Here is a 15,079-nt window from a genome sequence, read left to right as displayed (position 1 = left end):
AGGCGACGGAGATGACGGGCATCACGGACACCACGACAGAGCGCGGCTACGAGGGCAACGGCGAGGGCAGCCTCGAAGGCCGGGTGATCGCGGTCGCCGGAGCGGCAGGACCCGCAGGGCAGGCCACACTGCTGCGGCTGGCCGAGGAGGGCGCCACCGTGGTGGCCTGCGACGCGGACGCGGAGCGCCTGGCGCAGGCCGTGGACGCCGCCCGGTTCGCGCACGGGGGCGCCACCGTCACCGGCGACACCGTGGACCTGCTCAGCCTGGAGGAGACCCGGGCGTGGGCGGACAAGACGGAGAAGGAGTTCGGCCGGGTGGACGGTCTGGTGCACCTGGTCGGCGGCTGGCGCGGCTCGGCCTCGTTCGCCGAGACCGATCTGGCCGACTGGGACACCCTGCACAACCTCCTCGTCCGCACCCTCCAGCACACCTCGCTCGCCTTCGAGGCCGCGCTCAAGCGCGCGGGCGACGGGCGGTTCCTGCTGATCAGCGCGCTGGGCGCGAGCAAGCCGACCGCGGGCAACGCCGCCTACGCCGCCTCCAAGGCGGCGGCCGAGGCGTGGACGCTGGCGCTGGGCGACTCCTTCCGCAAGGCAGGGGGCGAGGACGGGCCACCGGCAGCCGCTGTCATCCTGGTGGTGAAGGCACTGGTCAACGACCAGATGCGCGCCGACAGGCCGAACGCGAAGTTCGCGGGCTTCACGGACGTCAAGGACCTCGCGAAGGCCATCGTCGACACCTGGACCAAGCCCGCCGAAGAGCTGAACGGAACCCGCCTGTGGCTGACGCCCAACACCTGAACCAACCCGCGTCCGGGCCGGCGCCGGCCACCGATGCCAGGCGCCGGCACGACCCGGACGTCCGCGGCTTCGCCAGCGACAACTACGCGGGTGCGCACCCGGAGATCCTGGCGGCGCTGGCGGTGGCCAACGGCGGCCACCAGTCCTCCTACGGCGCCGACGAGTACACCGAACACCTCCAGACCGTCGTCCGCAGCCACTTCGGGCGGCGTGCCGAGGCGTTCCCGGTCTTCAACGGCACCGGGGCCAACGTCGTCGCGCTCCAGGCGCTGACCGACCGCTGGGGCGCCGTCATCTGCGCCGACACCGCCCACATCCACGTCGACGAGTGCGGCGCCCCCGAGCGGGTGGGCGGGCTGAAGCTGCTCACCGTGCCCACCCCGGACGGCAAGCTCACCCCCGAGCTGATCGACCGGGAGGCGTTCGGCTGGGACGACGAGCACCGAGCGATGCCGCAGGTCGTCTCCCTCGCCCAGAACACCGAGCTCGGCACCCTCTACACAGTGGAGGAGATCCGTGCCCTGTGCGAGCACGCGCACGAGCGCGGCATGCTCGTCCATCTCGACGGGGCGCGTATCGCCAACGCGGCGGCGGCGCTGGACGTCCCGATGCGTGCCTTCACCAACGCCGCGGGCGTGGACATCCTCTCCTTCGGCGGCACCAAGAACGGCATGCTCTTCGGCGAGGCCGTCATCGTGCTCAACCCGGACGCGGTGCGCCATATGAAGCACCTGCGCAAGCTGTCGATGCAGCTGGCCTCCAAAATGCGCTTCATATCCGTGCAGTTGGAGGCGCTGCTGGCCGGGGACCTGTGGTTGCGCAACGCGCGGCACTCCAACACCATGGCGCAGCGGCTCGCCGCCGGCGTACGGGAGGTGGACGGGGTGGAGATCTGCTATCCGGTGCAGGCCAACGCCGTCTTCGCGCGCCTTCCGCACGATGTGAGCGAACGCCTGCAGAAGCGCTACCGCTTCTACTTCTGGGACGAGTCGGCGGGCGAGGTCCGCTGGATGTGCTCGTTCGACACCACGGAGCAGGACGTCGACGGCTTCCTCGCCGCACTCCGTGAGGAGATGGCCCGCTAGCACCCCGCCTCTGAACCGTTCTGAATATTTATGCAGTCCGCCGTAAATCCATTGAGCTACGGCGGGCTGCCCCGTACGCTGACGCGGCATGATGCTCACCCCCGTCACCGCCGATGAGTCCGCCTACCTCGCCGCCGACGATGTCGTCGACCACAGCCATCCGCTGGTCCGCGAGACGGCCGCCCGGCTGAGCGCCGGGACGGACGGCGATCTGGCCGCATACGCCCGCGCCGCCTACGAGTTCGTCCGCGACACCATCGCCCACTCCGCCGACGTGGACGACTGGCGCATCACCTGGCGCGCCTCCGATGTGCTCGCCAAGCGGGTCGGCATCTGTCACGCCAAGTCGCATGCGCTGGTCGCCCTGTTGCGCGCGGAGGGCATCCCCGCGGGGTTCTGCTACCAGAAGCTGAACGTGCTGCACGGGCTGATCGCGCTGCGCCTTCCGGGAGGCGGGCGCTGGGTGCGGCAGGACGCGCGGGGCAACAAGCCGGGCGTGAACGCCCAGTTCAGCCTGGAGCGCGAACAGCTCGCCTTCGCCGTATGGCCGGAGAAGGGGGAGTGCGACTACCCGGTGCTCTACGCGGAGCCGCATCCGGTCGTCCTGCGCGCCCTGCGGCAGGCCACGGACCGCGCTCAGTTGTGGCAGTTGCTGGACACGGCGCTATAGGACCACTTGCTCGCCCGTAGTGACGGGTTCCGCCGGAACAGGGGGCGGTGCGTGGCGTGATTCGTATGCTCCGCGCAGCCCCCGCTGTCCGCCGAAACACGGATGTGACACAGTGGCAGATGTATAGGTGCCCGATACACACAGTGGAGGCGGAGGAAGAAACATGTGCGGAATCACCGGATGGGTCTCCTACAACAGGAACCTGGCGTCCGAGCGGACAACCGTCGACGCCATGACGGAGACCATGTCCTGCCGTGGTCCGGACGACGCCGGCACCTGGATAGCCGGCCCCGCAGCACTGGGACACCGCAGGCTCGCCATCATCGACCTGCCAGGAGGCAGGCAGCCGATGACCGCCGAGACCCCCGAGGGCACCGTCGCCCTCGTCTACTCGGGCGAGACCTACAACTACACCGAGCTGCGCCGTGAACTGACCGGCCGCGGCCACCGGTTCGCCACCGACTCGGACACCGAGGTGGTGCTCCGCGCCTACCTGGAGTGGGGCCCGGCGCTGGCCGAGCGGCTGAACGGGATGTACGCCTTCGCTATCTGGGACGGCCGCACGAAGCAGCTGGTCATGGTGCGCGACCGGATGGGCATCAAGCCCTTCTACTACGCAGAGACCGCCGACGGCGTGCTGTTCGGCTCCGAGCCCAAGGCGATCCTCGCCAACCCGCTGGCCCGCCGCGAGGTCACGCTCGACGGTCTGCGCGAGCTGTTCGCCTTTGTCAAGACCCCCGGCCACGCGGTGTGGGAGGGCATGCGCGAGGTCGAGCCGGGCACGGTGGTGACCGTCGGGGAGAGCGGCGTACGCACCCACGTCTACTGGCAGTTGGAGACCCGGCCGCACACCGACAGCAAGGACGAGACGATCGCGCATGTGCGGGAGCTGATGGACGACATCGTGCGCCGCCAGCTCGTCTCCGACGTACCGCGCTGCACCCTGCTCTCCGGCGGTCTCGACTCCTCGGCGATGACCGCGCTGGCGGCCGGGCAGCTGCGGGAGAGCGGCGAGACGGTGCGCAGCTTCGCCGTCGACTTCGTCGGCCAGACCGAGAACTTCGTCGCCGACGACCTGCGCGCCACCCCGGACACCCCCTTCGTGCACGACGTCGCCCGGGAGTCGGCCACCGAGCACCAGGACATCGTGCTCAGCTCCGGCGACCTCGCCGACCCCGAGGTGCGCTCCCACGTCATCCGCGCCCGTGACATCCCCATGGGCCTCGGCGACATGGACGCCTCGCTCTACCTGCTCTTCAAGGCCATCCGGCAGCACTCGACGGTCGCGCTGTCCGGCGAGTCGGCGGACGAGGTCTTCGGTGGCTACAAGCACTTCTTCGACGAGGAGGCCCGCAAGGGCGAGACCTTCCCCTGGCTGGTCCAGTTCGCGCAGACCATGAGCGAGGACGGCAACGTCCTCAACGACCCGGTCACCCGCGCCCTCGACCTGCCCGGCTATGTGCGGGACAGCTACTCCTCGGCCGTCTCCGGCGTCCAGCGCCTGGAGGGGGAGAGCGACTTCGAGTACCGGATGCGGGTGATCTGCCACCTCCACCTCACCCGGTTCGTCCGCGTACTGCTCGACCGGAAGGACCGCGCGAGCATGGCCGTCGGCCTCGAGGTGCGCGTACCGTTCTGCGACCACCGGCTGGTGGAGTACGTCTACAACACTCCCTGGGCGCTCAAGTCGTTCGACGGCCGGGAGAAGAGCCTGCTGCGCGAGGCGACCGCCGACGTGCTGCCCCGGTCCGTCTACGACCGGGTCAAGAGCCCCTACCCCTCCACGCAGGACCCGAAGTACCACACGGCACTCCAGGAGAACGTCAAGGACCTGCTGGCCAAGCCGTCGCACCAGGTCTTCGAGCTGGTCAGCAGGGACTGGCTGGAGCGTGCGGTCAAGGCCGGGACGCCGCAGATCACCCAGACCGGCCGGCGCGGCCTGGAGCGGGTGCTTGACCTGGCGCTGTGGATCGACATGTACGCACCGACGCTTACACTCTCCTGATCCGATCAAGACCTGATCAGTTCGGGAGCTGCTGATCTTCCGATCCGGTCAGGACGAGCCCATGGGGGAGCGATGGGGACCCGGCAGGACGCGGCGTTCGAGATGGTCCTGGCCCTGCACCGGCTGTTGCGGTCGCTGCGCCGGGCCAGCCCGACGGGTGGGCTGCAGCCCACCCAGCTGATAGCCCTGTCCCTGCTGACGGAGGCCGGCCCCAGCCGGATCGGCGTCATCGCCGACCGGGTCCCCTGCTCCCAGCCGACGGCGACCGCCGTGGTCGCGGAGCTGGAGACGCTCGGCCTCGTACGCCGCGAACCCGACCCCACCGACGGCCGCGCCACACGCGTGGCCGTCACCGATGAGGGGATCACCGCCCTGCGCGGCGTCGCCCTCGGCGAGGCCGGCGTACTGCTGGAGCGCCTGGAAGAGCTCTCGGACGGTGAGGCCGACCGCGTACTGGCCACGGCCCCCCTGCTGCGCCTGCTCGCGGACGCGGGGCACGGCTAGGGCTTGCCGGACGATCTTGCGTACCCGCATGGGGGCTGCGCTTGCCACCCTTGCTCCCCCAAGCTCTTCGAGCAGGGGGTACCCCCAGGCGCAGACCTCCCAAGCACAGAGGCAGTAGGGGAGATGCGCCCCGTCAGGGGCGCGGGGAACCGCGCGAGCCACCACAACGAACGGGCAGTCCGCAGGTCACGGCAAGGGGCAGACCGGGCGCGGCCTACACCGCGTTGGCCTGGGCCGGTGTCGGTGCGGTGCCGCCGAGATGGGCGGGCAGCCACCAGGCGTCCGCGGCGTTGCGCGGCGACGCCGGATAGGCGCGCTGCGCCGCTTCCAGCAGCTCGTGGACACGCTCCCGCAGCCGCTCGGTGACGCTGAGTGCCGTCTCGTCCCGTTCCGGCTCGACCGGTTCGCCGACGTGGATGCCGACAGGGAAGTGGTTGCGGCCGAAGTCCCGCTTGTGCCCCTTGGTCCACAGCCGCTGCGTACCCCACAGCGCCATCGGCACCAGCGGCACCCGCGCCTCCTGAGCCAGCCGGGCCGCTCCGGTCTTGAAGTCCTTGAGCGTGAAGGAGGGTGAGATGGTCGCCTCCGGGAAGACGCCGACGACCTCGCCGGACCGCAGCGCCTTGAGCGCGTGCGCGTACGCGTCCTCGCCGCGCGAGCGGTCCACCGGTATGTGCTTCATCGCGCGCATCAGCGGCCCGGAGACCTTGTGCCGGAACACCGACTCCTTGGCCATGAACCGCACCAGACGCTTGGCGGGGCGGGCCGCGAGGCCGGTGAAGACGAAGTCCAGATAGCTGATGTGGTTGCTCACCAGTACGGCGCCGCCGCTCGAGGGCACATGGGTGGTGCCGCGGATGTCGAAGCGCAGATCGAGAGCCTTGAACCACGCTCGCGCTGCACCGATCACCGGCGGGTAGAGGAGATCTGCCACGTCGGGGGAACCCTTCGTCTCGGGATGCCGGTACTTACTCGGACTACTTACGGGGGCGTAACTTCCGACTCCGGCAGATCGTTCCCCAAAGCGTTGCTCCTGGCTACCCTCACGGCAGACTTGTCCCTATGCACGCGGGAATGGAGGACTTCGTGGCGGACCAGGTGAGTGCGGAGGCGATCGGGGCCGCCGACGGGCTGGGGGAGCGGGCCACGCTCGTCCAGTTCTCCAGCGCCTTCTGCCAGCCCTGCCGCGCCACGCGGCGCACGCTCGCCGAGGTCGCGGCGATGGTCGAGGGGGTCGCGCACATCGAGATCGACGCGGAGGAGCACCTGGCCCTGGTGCGGGAACTGGGCATCACCGGCACACCTACGGTGCTCGTGCTCGACGCCGGGGGCCGCATCGTCAAGCGCGCCACGGGACAGCCTCGCAAACCGGACGTCATCGCGGCGCTGGGTCTCGCCATCGCATGACGGGCGGGCGCCTGGCGGGTGCGCGGCGTGATCGAGATCCCGCTCCGGGGCACTCGCTTCGTACCGTCCTGCGTGATGGAGTTGGGCTGTTCACTCGCCCCGTTGGCAACGTCACACCTGGACAGTATTGAGAACGGGGCACGTGCTGGATGTACTGACGAGTAATATTGTGGACGGACGCCCGGTCCCACCGGACCGGAACCCGTAAGTCGAAGCAGTAGGAGAGCCGGCGTGAGCTTGAGGATCGTTGTCTGTGTGAAGTACGTGCCCGACGCCACCGGTGACCGGCACTTCGCGGAGGACCTGACCACCGACCGTGAGTCGGTCGACGGCCTGCTCTCCGAGCTGGACGAGTACGCGGTCGAGCAGGCGCTGCAGATCGCGGACTCCGACGAGGTCGACGACGCGGAGATCACCGTGCTCACCGTCGGCCCGGAGGACGCCAAGGACGCGCTGCGCAAGGCGCTGTCCATGGGCGCCGACAAGGCCGTGCACGTCGAGGACGACGATCTGCACGGCACCGACGCGCTCGGCACCTCGTACGTACTGGCCAAGGCCATCGAGAAGACCGGTTACGACCTGGTCGTCTGCGGCATGGCCTCCACCGACGGCACGATGGGCGTGCTGCCCGCGATGCTCGCCGAGCGGCTGGGCGTGCCGCAGGTGACGCTGCTGTCCGAGGTCTCCGTGGCGGACGGCAAGGTGACCGGGCGGCGCGACGGCGACGCCGCCACCGAGCAGCTGGAGGCCCAGCTTCCGGCCGTCGTCTCCGTCACCGACCAGTCGGGCGAGGCGCGTTACCCCTCCTTCAAGGGGATCATGGCCGCCAAGAAGAAGCCCGTCGAGTCGCTGGACCTGGACGACCTGGACATCGAGGCCGAGGAGGTCGGCCCGGAGGGCGCCTGGACCAAGGTCGAGGACGTCGCCGAGCGCCCGCCGCGCACCGCGGGCACCGTCGTCAAGGACGAGGGCGACGGCGGCAAGCAGCTCGCGGCCTTCCTCGCGGAGCGCAAGTTCGTCTGAGGCAGCCCGGCGCGCCGGAGCTCTGGACCCGGCAGCGCACCTTCCGTCCGACCTCCCTTTGATCTTCCGCAGGAGAGCACCATGGCTGAAGTCCTTGTCTACGTCGACCACGTGGACGGCGCCGTCCGCAAGCCCACCCTCGAACTGCTGACCCTCGCCCGCCGGCTGGGCGACCCGGTCGCCGTGCACCTCGGCCCGAACGCCGAGGACGCCGCCAAGACGCTCGGCGAGTACGGCGCCACCCGGGTGCTGGCCGCCGACGCGCCGGAGTTCGCCGACTACCTGGTCGTCCCCAAGGTGGACGCGCTGCAGGCGGCCTACGAGTCCGTATCGCCCGCGGCCGTGCTGGTCCCCTCCTCCGCCGAGGGCAAGGAGATCGCGGCGCGCCTCGCGGTGCGCCTCGGCTCCGGGATCATCACCGACGCGGTGGACCTGGAGGCCGGTGACGAGGGCCCGGTGACCACGCAGTCGGTCTTCGCCGCCGCGTTCACCACCAAGTCCCGGATCACCAAGGGCACTCCGGTCATCACCGTCAAGCCCAACTCGGCCACCCCGGAGGCGTCCCCCGCCGCCGGTGCGGTGGAGCAGCTCTCGGTGAGCTTCGGCGAGAACGCCACCGGCACCAAGGTCACCTCGCGCACCCCGCGCGAGTCCACGGGCCGCCCCGAGCTGACCGAGGCCGCGATCGTGGTCTCCGGCGGCCGTGGCCTCAACGGCGCCGAGAACTTCCCGCTGATCGAGGGCCTGGCCGACTCGCTGGGCGCCGCGGTGGGCGCCTCCCGGGCCGCGGTCGACGCGGGCTGGTACCCGCACTCGCACCAGGTGGGCCAGACCGGAAAGACCGTCTCGCCGCAGCTCTACATCGCCACCGGCATCTCCGGCGCCATCCAGCACCGCGCCGGTATGCAGACCTCGAAGACGATCGTGGCCATCAACAAGGACTCCGAGGCCCCGATCTTCGACCTGGTCGACTACGGCGTGGTCGGCGACCTCTTCGAGGTCGTCCCCCAGCTCACCGAGGAGATCAAGACCCGCAAGGGCTGACGCTCTTCGAGAGCTCCGGCGTCTGAGGGGCCCCGCACCGGTGTGTCCGGTGCGGGGCCCCGGCGTTTGTCAGAGGCGTTGCCTGTAGCCCTGTCAGAAGGAGAAGACGGAGGCGCCCCCTGCTCTCTTCATGCAGCTGTTGGCGTAGACGCGCTCGAAGTTCACGCGCTTGCCGTCCCACACGCCCTGCGCGGTGACCACGACGGGCCGCCACTCCTTGGTGCAGTACGTGTTCTCGTCCGCCTTGGCCAGGGCTTCGAAGTCCCCGCCCGAGGCCCGCAACTGGGTGCAGGCTTCCTTCGCCGCGGGGTGGGTGCCGGACGCCCCGGGCATGCAGTCGAGCGTGACGGCACGCTGGGGTGCCGTGGTCGCGGCGCTCTCACCGTCCGCGATGGTGAGCACCAGGGCCGAGGGCGCGTACAGCGAGGTGGCCTTCGCCGGCTCGGCCTGGGCAGGTGCTGCCGTGAGCGCGAGGGCGCTGACGGCCCCCGTGACAGCAGCCGCCGTGGTGAGGACGGTGCGCCAGGGTGCGGTCTTCCGCATTGTGTGCTTCCTTCCGCTTTGAGGTTTGTGCCGGATCTATCGGCGACCGTGAGTTTGCCGAGTCCGTCGGGATAAAGCACATCGGCACCTTATGTTTCGGTAACGTTTCGCATTGAATCAGTGGCGTAAAGTAACGCCTCGCCGTGGCCTCCGCCTGCGACAACACCCTTCGTCGGCATGCTTGTTCGGCCGGGATGGCCTGATCCCCGGCGCTCCACTACGACCGGAAACCGTGGTTTCGGGCCGCTCGCCGCCCGGGTGCGGGCCCGGAGTGCGGGCCGTATGGGCAACCCTTGACTGGCTGGTCAGGCCGCCATTAGCGTCACGACACTGGCTTCAACGTTTTGTTGATGCCTGCTCGGAGAGCGGCAGAGGGAGTACAGATGGCGCAGCGCGTCACGGTCGGTACCAGCTTGGGGAGCGGCGCACTGGAGGGGGTTGCACAGCTGCTCGCGCCGGTGGACGCAGAGCTCGCCCGGCGCTACCCGGGCGACCCGGGCATGCGGCAGCCGGTGCACACCGTCTATGTACCGGCCGACGCCATTACGCCCGGCACCGTACGGGAGTGGGGCGAGGCCGCGCAGGCGCTGCTCGACACCCACGCCCCCGACGCCGAAGCGCTCGCCGGGATCCTCGGCATGGACCAGGAGCTGGCGGCACCGGTCCACACCCGGATCCGGGAAAAGCTGCGCCGCGAACCCGTCGAGGACCTGCGGATCGACTTCGAGGACGGCTACGGCGTCCGGCCCGACGCCGAGGAGGACGCCGCCGCCGCACGAGCCGCCGAGCTGGTCGCCGCCGCCCTCGCCGAGGGCGCCGAGGGGCCCGTACCCGCCTATGCGGGTATCCGCATGAAGTGCATGGAGGCGGCCGTCCGTGACCGGGGCATCCGGACGCTCGACATCTTCCTCACCGGCCTCATGGAGGCGGGCGGGCTGCCCGGCGGGCTCGTCCTCACGCTGCCCAAGGTGACCTACCCCGAGCAGGTCACCGCGATGGTCCGGCTGTGCGAGGAGTTCGAGAAGGCACGCGGTCTCGACGTGGGACGCATCGGATTCGAGATCCAGATCGAGACGACGCAGTCGATCCTGGGAGCCGACGGCCGGGCCACCGTCGCCCGGATGATCGACGCCGCCGAGGGCCGTGCCACCTCGCTGCACTACGGCACCTTCGACTACAGCGCCTCGTGCGGGGTCTCCGCGGCCTACCAGGCGATGGACCACCCGGTGGCCGACCACGCCAAGGCCGTCATGCAGGTGGCCGCAGCCGGCACCGGCGTACGGCTCTCCGACGGCTCCACCAACATCGTCCCCACCGGTGACCGCGCGCAGGTGCACGACGCATGGCGGCTGCACCACTCCCTCGTGCGGCGCTCCCTCGCCCGCGCCTACTACCAGGGCTGGGACATGCACCCCGGCCATCTGCCCACCCGCTACGCCGCCGTCTACGCCTTCTACCGCGAGGGCATGCGCCGCGCGGGCGAGCGGCTTGCCGCCTATATGGGCCAGGCCCAGGGCGATGTGATGGACGAGCCCGCGACGGCACGCGCCCTCAGCGGCTATCTGCTGCGCGGCCTCGACTGCGGCGCGCTCGACGCCGCCGAGGTGGCGGAGGTCTCCGGTCTGGACCGCCCCGCGCTCGACCGGCTCGCCGGCCGCTGACCCCCAAATCCCGGGCGGCCGCCCAGGTCTCGCGCGGCCGCCCGGCTCCACCTTCTCAACACCGGCTCACGCTGCCGACGAGGCCCGCAGCAGGCGGAGTTGACCGATTTCCGTCACATTCTTCATCAGCTCGGCGTTCACCCACGCCACCATGTGCGCGACTGTATGTGCCGGGTCGCCCTCCCACGGGAAGGGCGCCGTCGCGTCGAGTTCGGTGTCGGTCAGCCCCTCCAGCACCGCCAGCCACTCGTCCCGCAGCCCGCGCAGCCACGCCACGGTGGCGGCCTCCTCGCCCGGGAAGGCGATGGCGGTACGCTCCCGGGGCGGGCGGCCCTTCGCATGGTCCAGGGCGACGCTCCACCACCAGCCCAGATGCCAGCTCACCCACCCCATCGTCGGGACGGGCACCGGGTCGGGCTCCGTCTCCGCGAAGTCGGGCACCCAGCTGCCGTCGGCGCCGCGCCGTACGGTCCAGCAGTTCGGCCCTGGCTCCCAGAGCAGGTCCCCGGGCTCCAGCCGCTCCAAGTGGTACTCGAAAAGTGACCATGTCAGATCGAACTGCCAGCGCAGCAGTTCGGCTCGCGATGCCTGCATCGTCCGACCGTGCCACTGGGTCTCCCCTCGGGAAACCGGTTTTCCTTCGCGCGGGCGCCGAGGTCCGCGCCGGTCAACTCCCCTTCCTTTCCAGGAAGTCGAGTGCGCTGTCGACGGTCAGCGGCGCGTCGAGGATGCGGCGGTGACCCAGACCGGTGGTGACGAGAAGTTCGGCCCGCGTGTCATGAGCCGACAGCAGCCGGTGCGCCTGCCGGAGCGGCACCACCCGGTCGCCCTCGTCGTGGACGAGCAGCAGCGGGAGGTCGATGTCACCGGGCCGGTGCGTCGCGTCGAAGCGCTCCCACACGTTGTCGACCTCCGGGAACAGCCGCGTCTCGACCTGGCGCCGCAGCCCGGAGCGGAGAGCGGCGTCCAGCCCGAGAATCCGGCCGAACTGGGCGACGAGGAAACCGAAGTCGCTCACGCCCGCGATGGCCACCAGCCGCTCGGCCTTGATCTGTTCGCGCAGCGCGACGAAAGCGCACAGGACTCCGAAGGAGTGCGCGACGACTGAGTGGAAGGGGCCGAACCGGTCCTGGAGGCGCGCGGCGATCGCGGCGTTCTGCAGAACCGTCGTCGTACGCCCTTCGGAGTCGCCGTGCCCCGGCGCGTCGAACGAGATGGGGCTCAGCCCCAGGGCCTCCAGCCGGGGCACGAACGCGGCGAAGCGGGAGGCGCGGGACTGCCAGCCGTGCAGCAGGAGCACCGGGCATTCCCCGTCGCCCCACTGGTAGGTGGTCACGCGGCGCCCCTCCGAGACCAGTTCGCCGGTTTTCGCCCGCAGGTGTACCTCGCGCTCGGACGGCAGCACCTTGCCCCGCTTGAGGGGCGCCCGGAAGACGGCGTACACCATGCGTTCCGCCAACGCCGGGGAGATTGCCGCTCCGGCGTTGAGGGTCGCCCCCAGCATGGCCTTGGCGCGCTGATTCCGCCGTGTTTGCTCTGTTCGCCGTGTTTGCTCTGTTCGCTCTGTTTGCCGTGTCGGCTGTGTCCGCATGCCGCCCTCCCGTTTCGTTCCGGCTCGCGCCGCGTCGATGGTGCGACCGGGCAGAAATATGACCGCACGGTCGTGCGGTTTGTTGCTGGAGTCTGCCAGATGACCGAACGGTCGTCCACTGAGTAGACTGCGGACCTGCGAGCCGGCAGACCTGCGGAGCTGCGGGCCCGCGACGGAACGGGACCGGACAGAGGGGCGGGAGAAGCTGTGCAACGGTCGGACGGACGTGTCGAACGCGGCAACCAGACGCGGCGGCTGGTCCTGGACCGCGCCACCCGGGTCGCCTCAGCTGAGGGGCTCGACGGCCTCTCACTGGGCCGCCTCGCAGGCGAGCTCAAGCTGAGCAAGAGCGGTGTCTTCACCCTCTTCGGCTCCAAGGAGGAACTGCAGCTCGCGACCGTACGGGCTGCCGTGAATATCTACACCGCGCATGTGGTGCGGCCGGCGCTGGAGGAGCCGGCGGGGCTGCGCCGGGTCGTGCGCCTGTACGAGAGTTGGCTCACCTACTCGCGGGAGCGGGTCTTCCCCGGCGGCTGCTTCTTCTCCTCCGTCTCCGCCGAGTTCGACGCGCGCGAGGGCCGGGTGCACGACAGCATCGCCCAGGCGCGCGCCGACTGGAACGCGTTCGTGGAACGCACGCTCGAGGAAGCCCGGCAGGCCGGAGAGCTCGCGGAGGACACCGACGTCGCGCAACTCGCCTTCGAGATCATCGCGTTGCTGGAGGCGAGCAACGCCGAGTCGGTACTGCACGGTGACGACAGCGTCGACGCCACGCCCTACCAGCGGGCCCGCCGCGGGATCCGTGACCGGCTGGGCGCAGCCGCCACGGACCCGGCAGCCCTGCCCACCGCCGACTGACGCCCGCCGTCGTCGCCCTCCCTCTCGGCGGCCGCCCTGCGAGGCCGGGTCCGTCCTGTGAGGCGGGGTCCGTCCGCTGCCTAGGGGCTGACGCTCAGTCGCTCCCAGTCGTCGGCGAGGGCGGTCAGTTCGCGCAGCAGCCGTTCGCGGGTCCCGGAGCCGTACCGGGCGAGCAGCCTCTCATCCAACTCCCGTACCCGGCCCTCTGCTTCATGGAGTGCTCGTTCGCCCTCCGGGGTGAGATACAACAGCTTCCGGCGGCCGTCCGAGGTGGCCGTCCTGCGCTCCAGCAGGCCGCGGTTCTCCAGCCGCCGCGCCAGGTCCGCCATGGTGGAGGTGTCGAGCGCGACGGCGGAGGCGAGTGAGCTCTGATCGCGGCCGGGATTGGCCCGTACCGTCGTCAGAACCGCGAACTGCGGTCCGGTCAGCGTCTGGCCGACATGGCGCAGCCACACCGCGAGATACGCCTGATACAGGCGTCGCACCTGATAACCGGGTGCGGTGGTGAGCACGTCAGGGGCGGTGGGAGCAGTGGACGCGGGCGAGGGACCCACTGTCGCGGGGTCCGCCGCGGGGTCTGCCACAAGGCCCTTCGTAGGGGTCTTTTCCGGGATTTCGTCAGCCATGAACCCACTTAAGCATGGGAGTTGACCACCTCCTCGGGGGCAGTTGACTGCGCTGTCCCCTTGGGGTAGCCGGCGTCGAGGGGGACTGCTCCGCCGGTCAGTCGAGCGGCGGGATCTCGCCCGAGCCCCGGGCGATCAGCGTCGTCGGGCGAGAGACCGTACGGGGCTCGTCGTCGGCGCCGTCCAGCCGCCTGAACAGCAGCTCGGCTGCGCTGCGGCCGAGGTCGGCCGGGTCCTGGGCGACGACCGTGACCGGCGGCGAGAGCAGATCGGCGAGCTCGAAGTCGTCGAACCCGACCAGCGCCACGGGCCGGTCCCGCCGCTCGGGCGCCGCCAGCACCCGCACCAGGGTGACCGTCACCCGGTTGTTTCCGGAGAAGAACGCGGTCACCGGCTCCGTGCCGCCGGTGCCGTCCAGCATCCGGGCCGCGTCGGCCCGTACCCGGTCGGAGTCCGTACTGCCCGGAGCCACCCAGGAGTCGGCCACCGGCAGACCGGCCTCCTCCATCGCGGCCCGGTAGCCGCGGAGCCGCTCTTTGGCGGTGTGGATGCCGGGCCGGTCTCCGATGAACCCGATACGCCGGTGCCCGTGCGCGATCAGATGTGCGACACCGGTACGCGCGCCCTCGAAGTTGTCGGAGAGCACCAGGTCGGCCGCTATCCGCCCCGGCGGCCGGTCGACGAACACGGTGGCCACCCCGGCGGCGATCTCCGGGGCCAGATAACGGTGGTCCTCACTGGCCGGGACGATCACCAGCCCGTCGACGCGGCGGGCACACAGCGCCAGCGCCAGCTCCTGCTCCCGTTCCGGATCCTCCGCACTCGACCCGTTGATCAGCAGCGCACCGTGCGCCCTGGCCACCTCTTCGACCGCCCGGCTGAGCGGGGAGTAGAACGGGTCGGCCAGATCCTCCAGCACCATGCCGATGCTGGCAGTGGTGCCCTTGCGCAGTACGCGGGCGCTGTCGTTGCGCCGGAAGCCCAGCGAGGTGATGGCCTCCTGCACCCGCCGCTCGGTGTCGGTGGAGACCCCCGCCTCGCCGTTGACGACGCGGGAGACGGTCTTGAGGCCGACGCCTGCGCGGGCCGCCACGTCCTTCATCGTCGGCCGCCCCCCATGGGGGCGCCCCCCACGGCGCCGACCCGCGGCACGCATGCCTGCGGGAGGCTGGGGGAGTGCGGAATCGGCGGGCTCGGATACGTCGGCGGCCACGGGTCCTGTTCCTTGTCGGAGGGTGGGGCGGGGGAGAGCTCGGGAG

16 protein-coding genes are annotated in these 15,079 nt (G+C 70.5%); 10 read left to right on the top strand and 6 right to left on the bottom strand.

Translation table 11 applies throughout. The features are described from left to right. Positions 1-11 precede the first annotated feature (11 nt). The 5 genes from ITI46_RS09745 (at position 12) to ITI46_RS09725 (ending at position 5,067) form a co-directional block, all read left to right on the top strand. Complete coding sequence (locus ITI46_RS09745; RefSeq protein ID WP_209239048.1) at positions 12-803, top strand: SDR family NAD(P)-dependent oxidoreductase; 792 nt, start codon at positions 12-14, stop codon at positions 801-803. Beyond that, positions 782-1,888 carry a threonine aldolase family protein gene (locus ITI46_RS09740; RefSeq protein ID WP_209239047.1) on the top strand — a complete coding sequence of 369 codons (1,107 nt, stop codon included), beginning with the start codon at positions 782-784 and terminating at the stop codon, positions 1,886-1,888. Before ITI46_RS09745 ends, ITI46_RS09740 begins: the two co-directional genes overlap by 22 nt. Positions 1,889-1,976: 88 nt before the next feature. After that, positions 1,977-2,558: a transglutaminase-like domain-containing protein gene (locus ITI46_RS09735; protein ID WP_209239046.1), complete on the top strand. Its 582-nt coding sequence runs from the start codon at positions 1,977-1,979 to the stop codon at positions 2,556-2,558. 163 nt (positions 2,559-2,721) lie between these two features. Further along, on the top strand, positions 2,722-4,563 hold the full coding sequence (gene asnB / locus ITI46_RS09730; protein ID WP_209239045.1) for an asparagine synthase (glutamine-hydrolyzing): 1,842 nt from the start codon (positions 2,722-2,724) through the stop codon (positions 4,561-4,563). Between the two features lie 72 nt (positions 4,564-4,635). Next, positions 4,636-5,067 carry a MarR family winged helix-turn-helix transcriptional regulator gene (locus ITI46_RS09725; RefSeq protein ID WP_209239044.1) on the top strand — a complete coding sequence of 144 codons (432 nt, stop codon included), beginning with the start codon at positions 4,636-4,638 and terminating at the stop codon, positions 5,065-5,067. A 214-nt stretch (positions 5,068-5,281) separates the two neighbouring features. Here ITI46_RS09725 and ITI46_RS09720 read toward each other — a convergent pair whose 3' ends face one another. Then, entirely contained in the window at positions 5,282-6,001 is a 720-nt protein-coding gene (locus ITI46_RS09720; RefSeq protein ID WP_209239043.1) for a lysophospholipid acyltransferase family protein, read from the bottom strand. Between the two features lie 140 nt (positions 6,002-6,141). On the opposite strand from ITI46_RS09720, the gene ITI46_RS09715 reads away from it, so the two are divergent. The 3 genes from ITI46_RS09715 (at position 6,142) to ITI46_RS09705 (ending at position 8,541) form a co-directional block, all read left to right on the top strand. Beyond that, entirely contained in the window at positions 6,142-6,474 is a 333-nt protein-coding gene (locus ITI46_RS09715) for a TlpA family protein disulfide reductase (RefSeq protein ID WP_209239077.1), read from the top strand. Positions 6,475-6,705: 231 nt separating this feature from the next. Continuing rightward, positions 6,706-7,497, top strand: coding sequence for an electron transfer flavoprotein subunit beta/FixA family protein (locus ITI46_RS09710; protein WP_209239042.1), 792 nt, complete (start codon positions 6,706-6,708; stop codon positions 7,495-7,497). Between the two features lie 81 nt (positions 7,498-7,578). Beyond that, positions 7,579-8,541, top strand: a complete 963-nt coding sequence (locus ITI46_RS09705) for an electron transfer flavoprotein subunit alpha/FixB family protein (RefSeq protein ID WP_209239041.1) — start codon at positions 7,579-7,581, stop codon at positions 8,539-8,541. Between the two features lie 93 nt (positions 8,542-8,634). Here the strand turns inward: ITI46_RS09705 and ITI46_RS09700 are convergent, their stop codons facing one another. After that, complete coding sequence (locus tag ITI46_RS09700) at positions 8,635-9,084, bottom strand: subtilase-type protease inhibitor (RefSeq protein WP_209239040.1); 450 nt, start codon at positions 9,082-9,084, stop codon at positions 8,635-8,637. Between the two features lie 383 nt (positions 9,085-9,467). Here ITI46_RS09700 and ITI46_RS09695 point away from each other — a divergent pair, with 383 nt between their 5' ends. Then, positions 9,468-10,745 carry a DUF6986 family protein gene (locus ITI46_RS09695; RefSeq protein WP_209239039.1) on the top strand — a complete coding sequence of 426 codons (1,278 nt, stop codon included), beginning with the start codon at positions 9,468-9,470 and terminating at the stop codon, positions 10,743-10,745. Positions 10,746-10,811: 66 nt separating this feature from the next. On the opposite strand, the gene ITI46_RS09690 is transcribed toward ITI46_RS09695, so the two are convergent. Together ITI46_RS09690 and ITI46_RS09685 are read right to left on the bottom strand one after the other, a co-directional pair. Beyond that, positions 10,812-11,339 carry a DinB family protein gene (locus ITI46_RS09690; RefSeq protein ID WP_209239038.1) on the bottom strand — a complete coding sequence of 176 codons (528 nt, stop codon included), beginning with the start codon at positions 11,337-11,339 and terminating at the stop codon, positions 10,812-10,814. 73 nt (positions 11,340-11,412) lie between these two features. Next, positions 11,413-12,249 carry an alpha/beta fold hydrolase gene (locus tag ITI46_RS09685; RefSeq protein ID WP_247745732.1) on the bottom strand — a complete coding sequence of 279 codons (837 nt, stop codon included), beginning with the start codon at positions 12,247-12,249 and terminating at the stop codon, positions 11,413-11,415. Between the two features lie 294 nt (positions 12,250-12,543). On the opposite strand from ITI46_RS09685, the gene ITI46_RS09680 reads away from it, so the two are divergent. Next, positions 12,544-13,194 carry a TetR/AcrR family transcriptional regulator gene (locus tag ITI46_RS09680; RefSeq protein WP_209239036.1) on the top strand — a complete coding sequence of 217 codons (651 nt, stop codon included), beginning with the start codon at positions 12,544-12,546 and terminating at the stop codon, positions 13,192-13,194. Positions 13,195-13,274: 80 nt separating this feature from the next. Here the strand turns inward: ITI46_RS09680 and ITI46_RS09675 are convergent, their stop codons facing one another. Together ITI46_RS09675 and ITI46_RS09670 are read right to left on the bottom strand one after the other, a co-directional pair. Continuing rightward, a complete protein-coding gene (locus tag ITI46_RS09675) occupies positions 13,275-13,820 on the bottom strand; it encodes a MarR family winged helix-turn-helix transcriptional regulator (RefSeq protein WP_209239035.1) in 546 nt (181 codons plus the stop codon). A 97-nt stretch (positions 13,821-13,917) separates the two neighbouring features. Continuing rightward, positions 13,918-14,976: a LacI family DNA-binding transcriptional regulator gene (locus tag ITI46_RS09670; protein ID WP_209239076.1), complete on the bottom strand. Its 1,059-nt coding sequence runs from the start codon at positions 14,974-14,976 to the stop codon at positions 13,918-13,920. Positions 14,977-15,079: the final 103 nt, after the last annotated feature.

Source organism: Streptomyces oryzae, assembly GCF_017676365.1.
Lineage (GTDB): Bacteria > Actinomycetota > Actinomycetes > Streptomycetales > Streptomycetaceae > Streptomyces > Streptomyces oryzae.
Note: the sequence above shows the minus strand (reverse complement) of the source record. Positions and strands in the feature narration are given on the sequence as shown.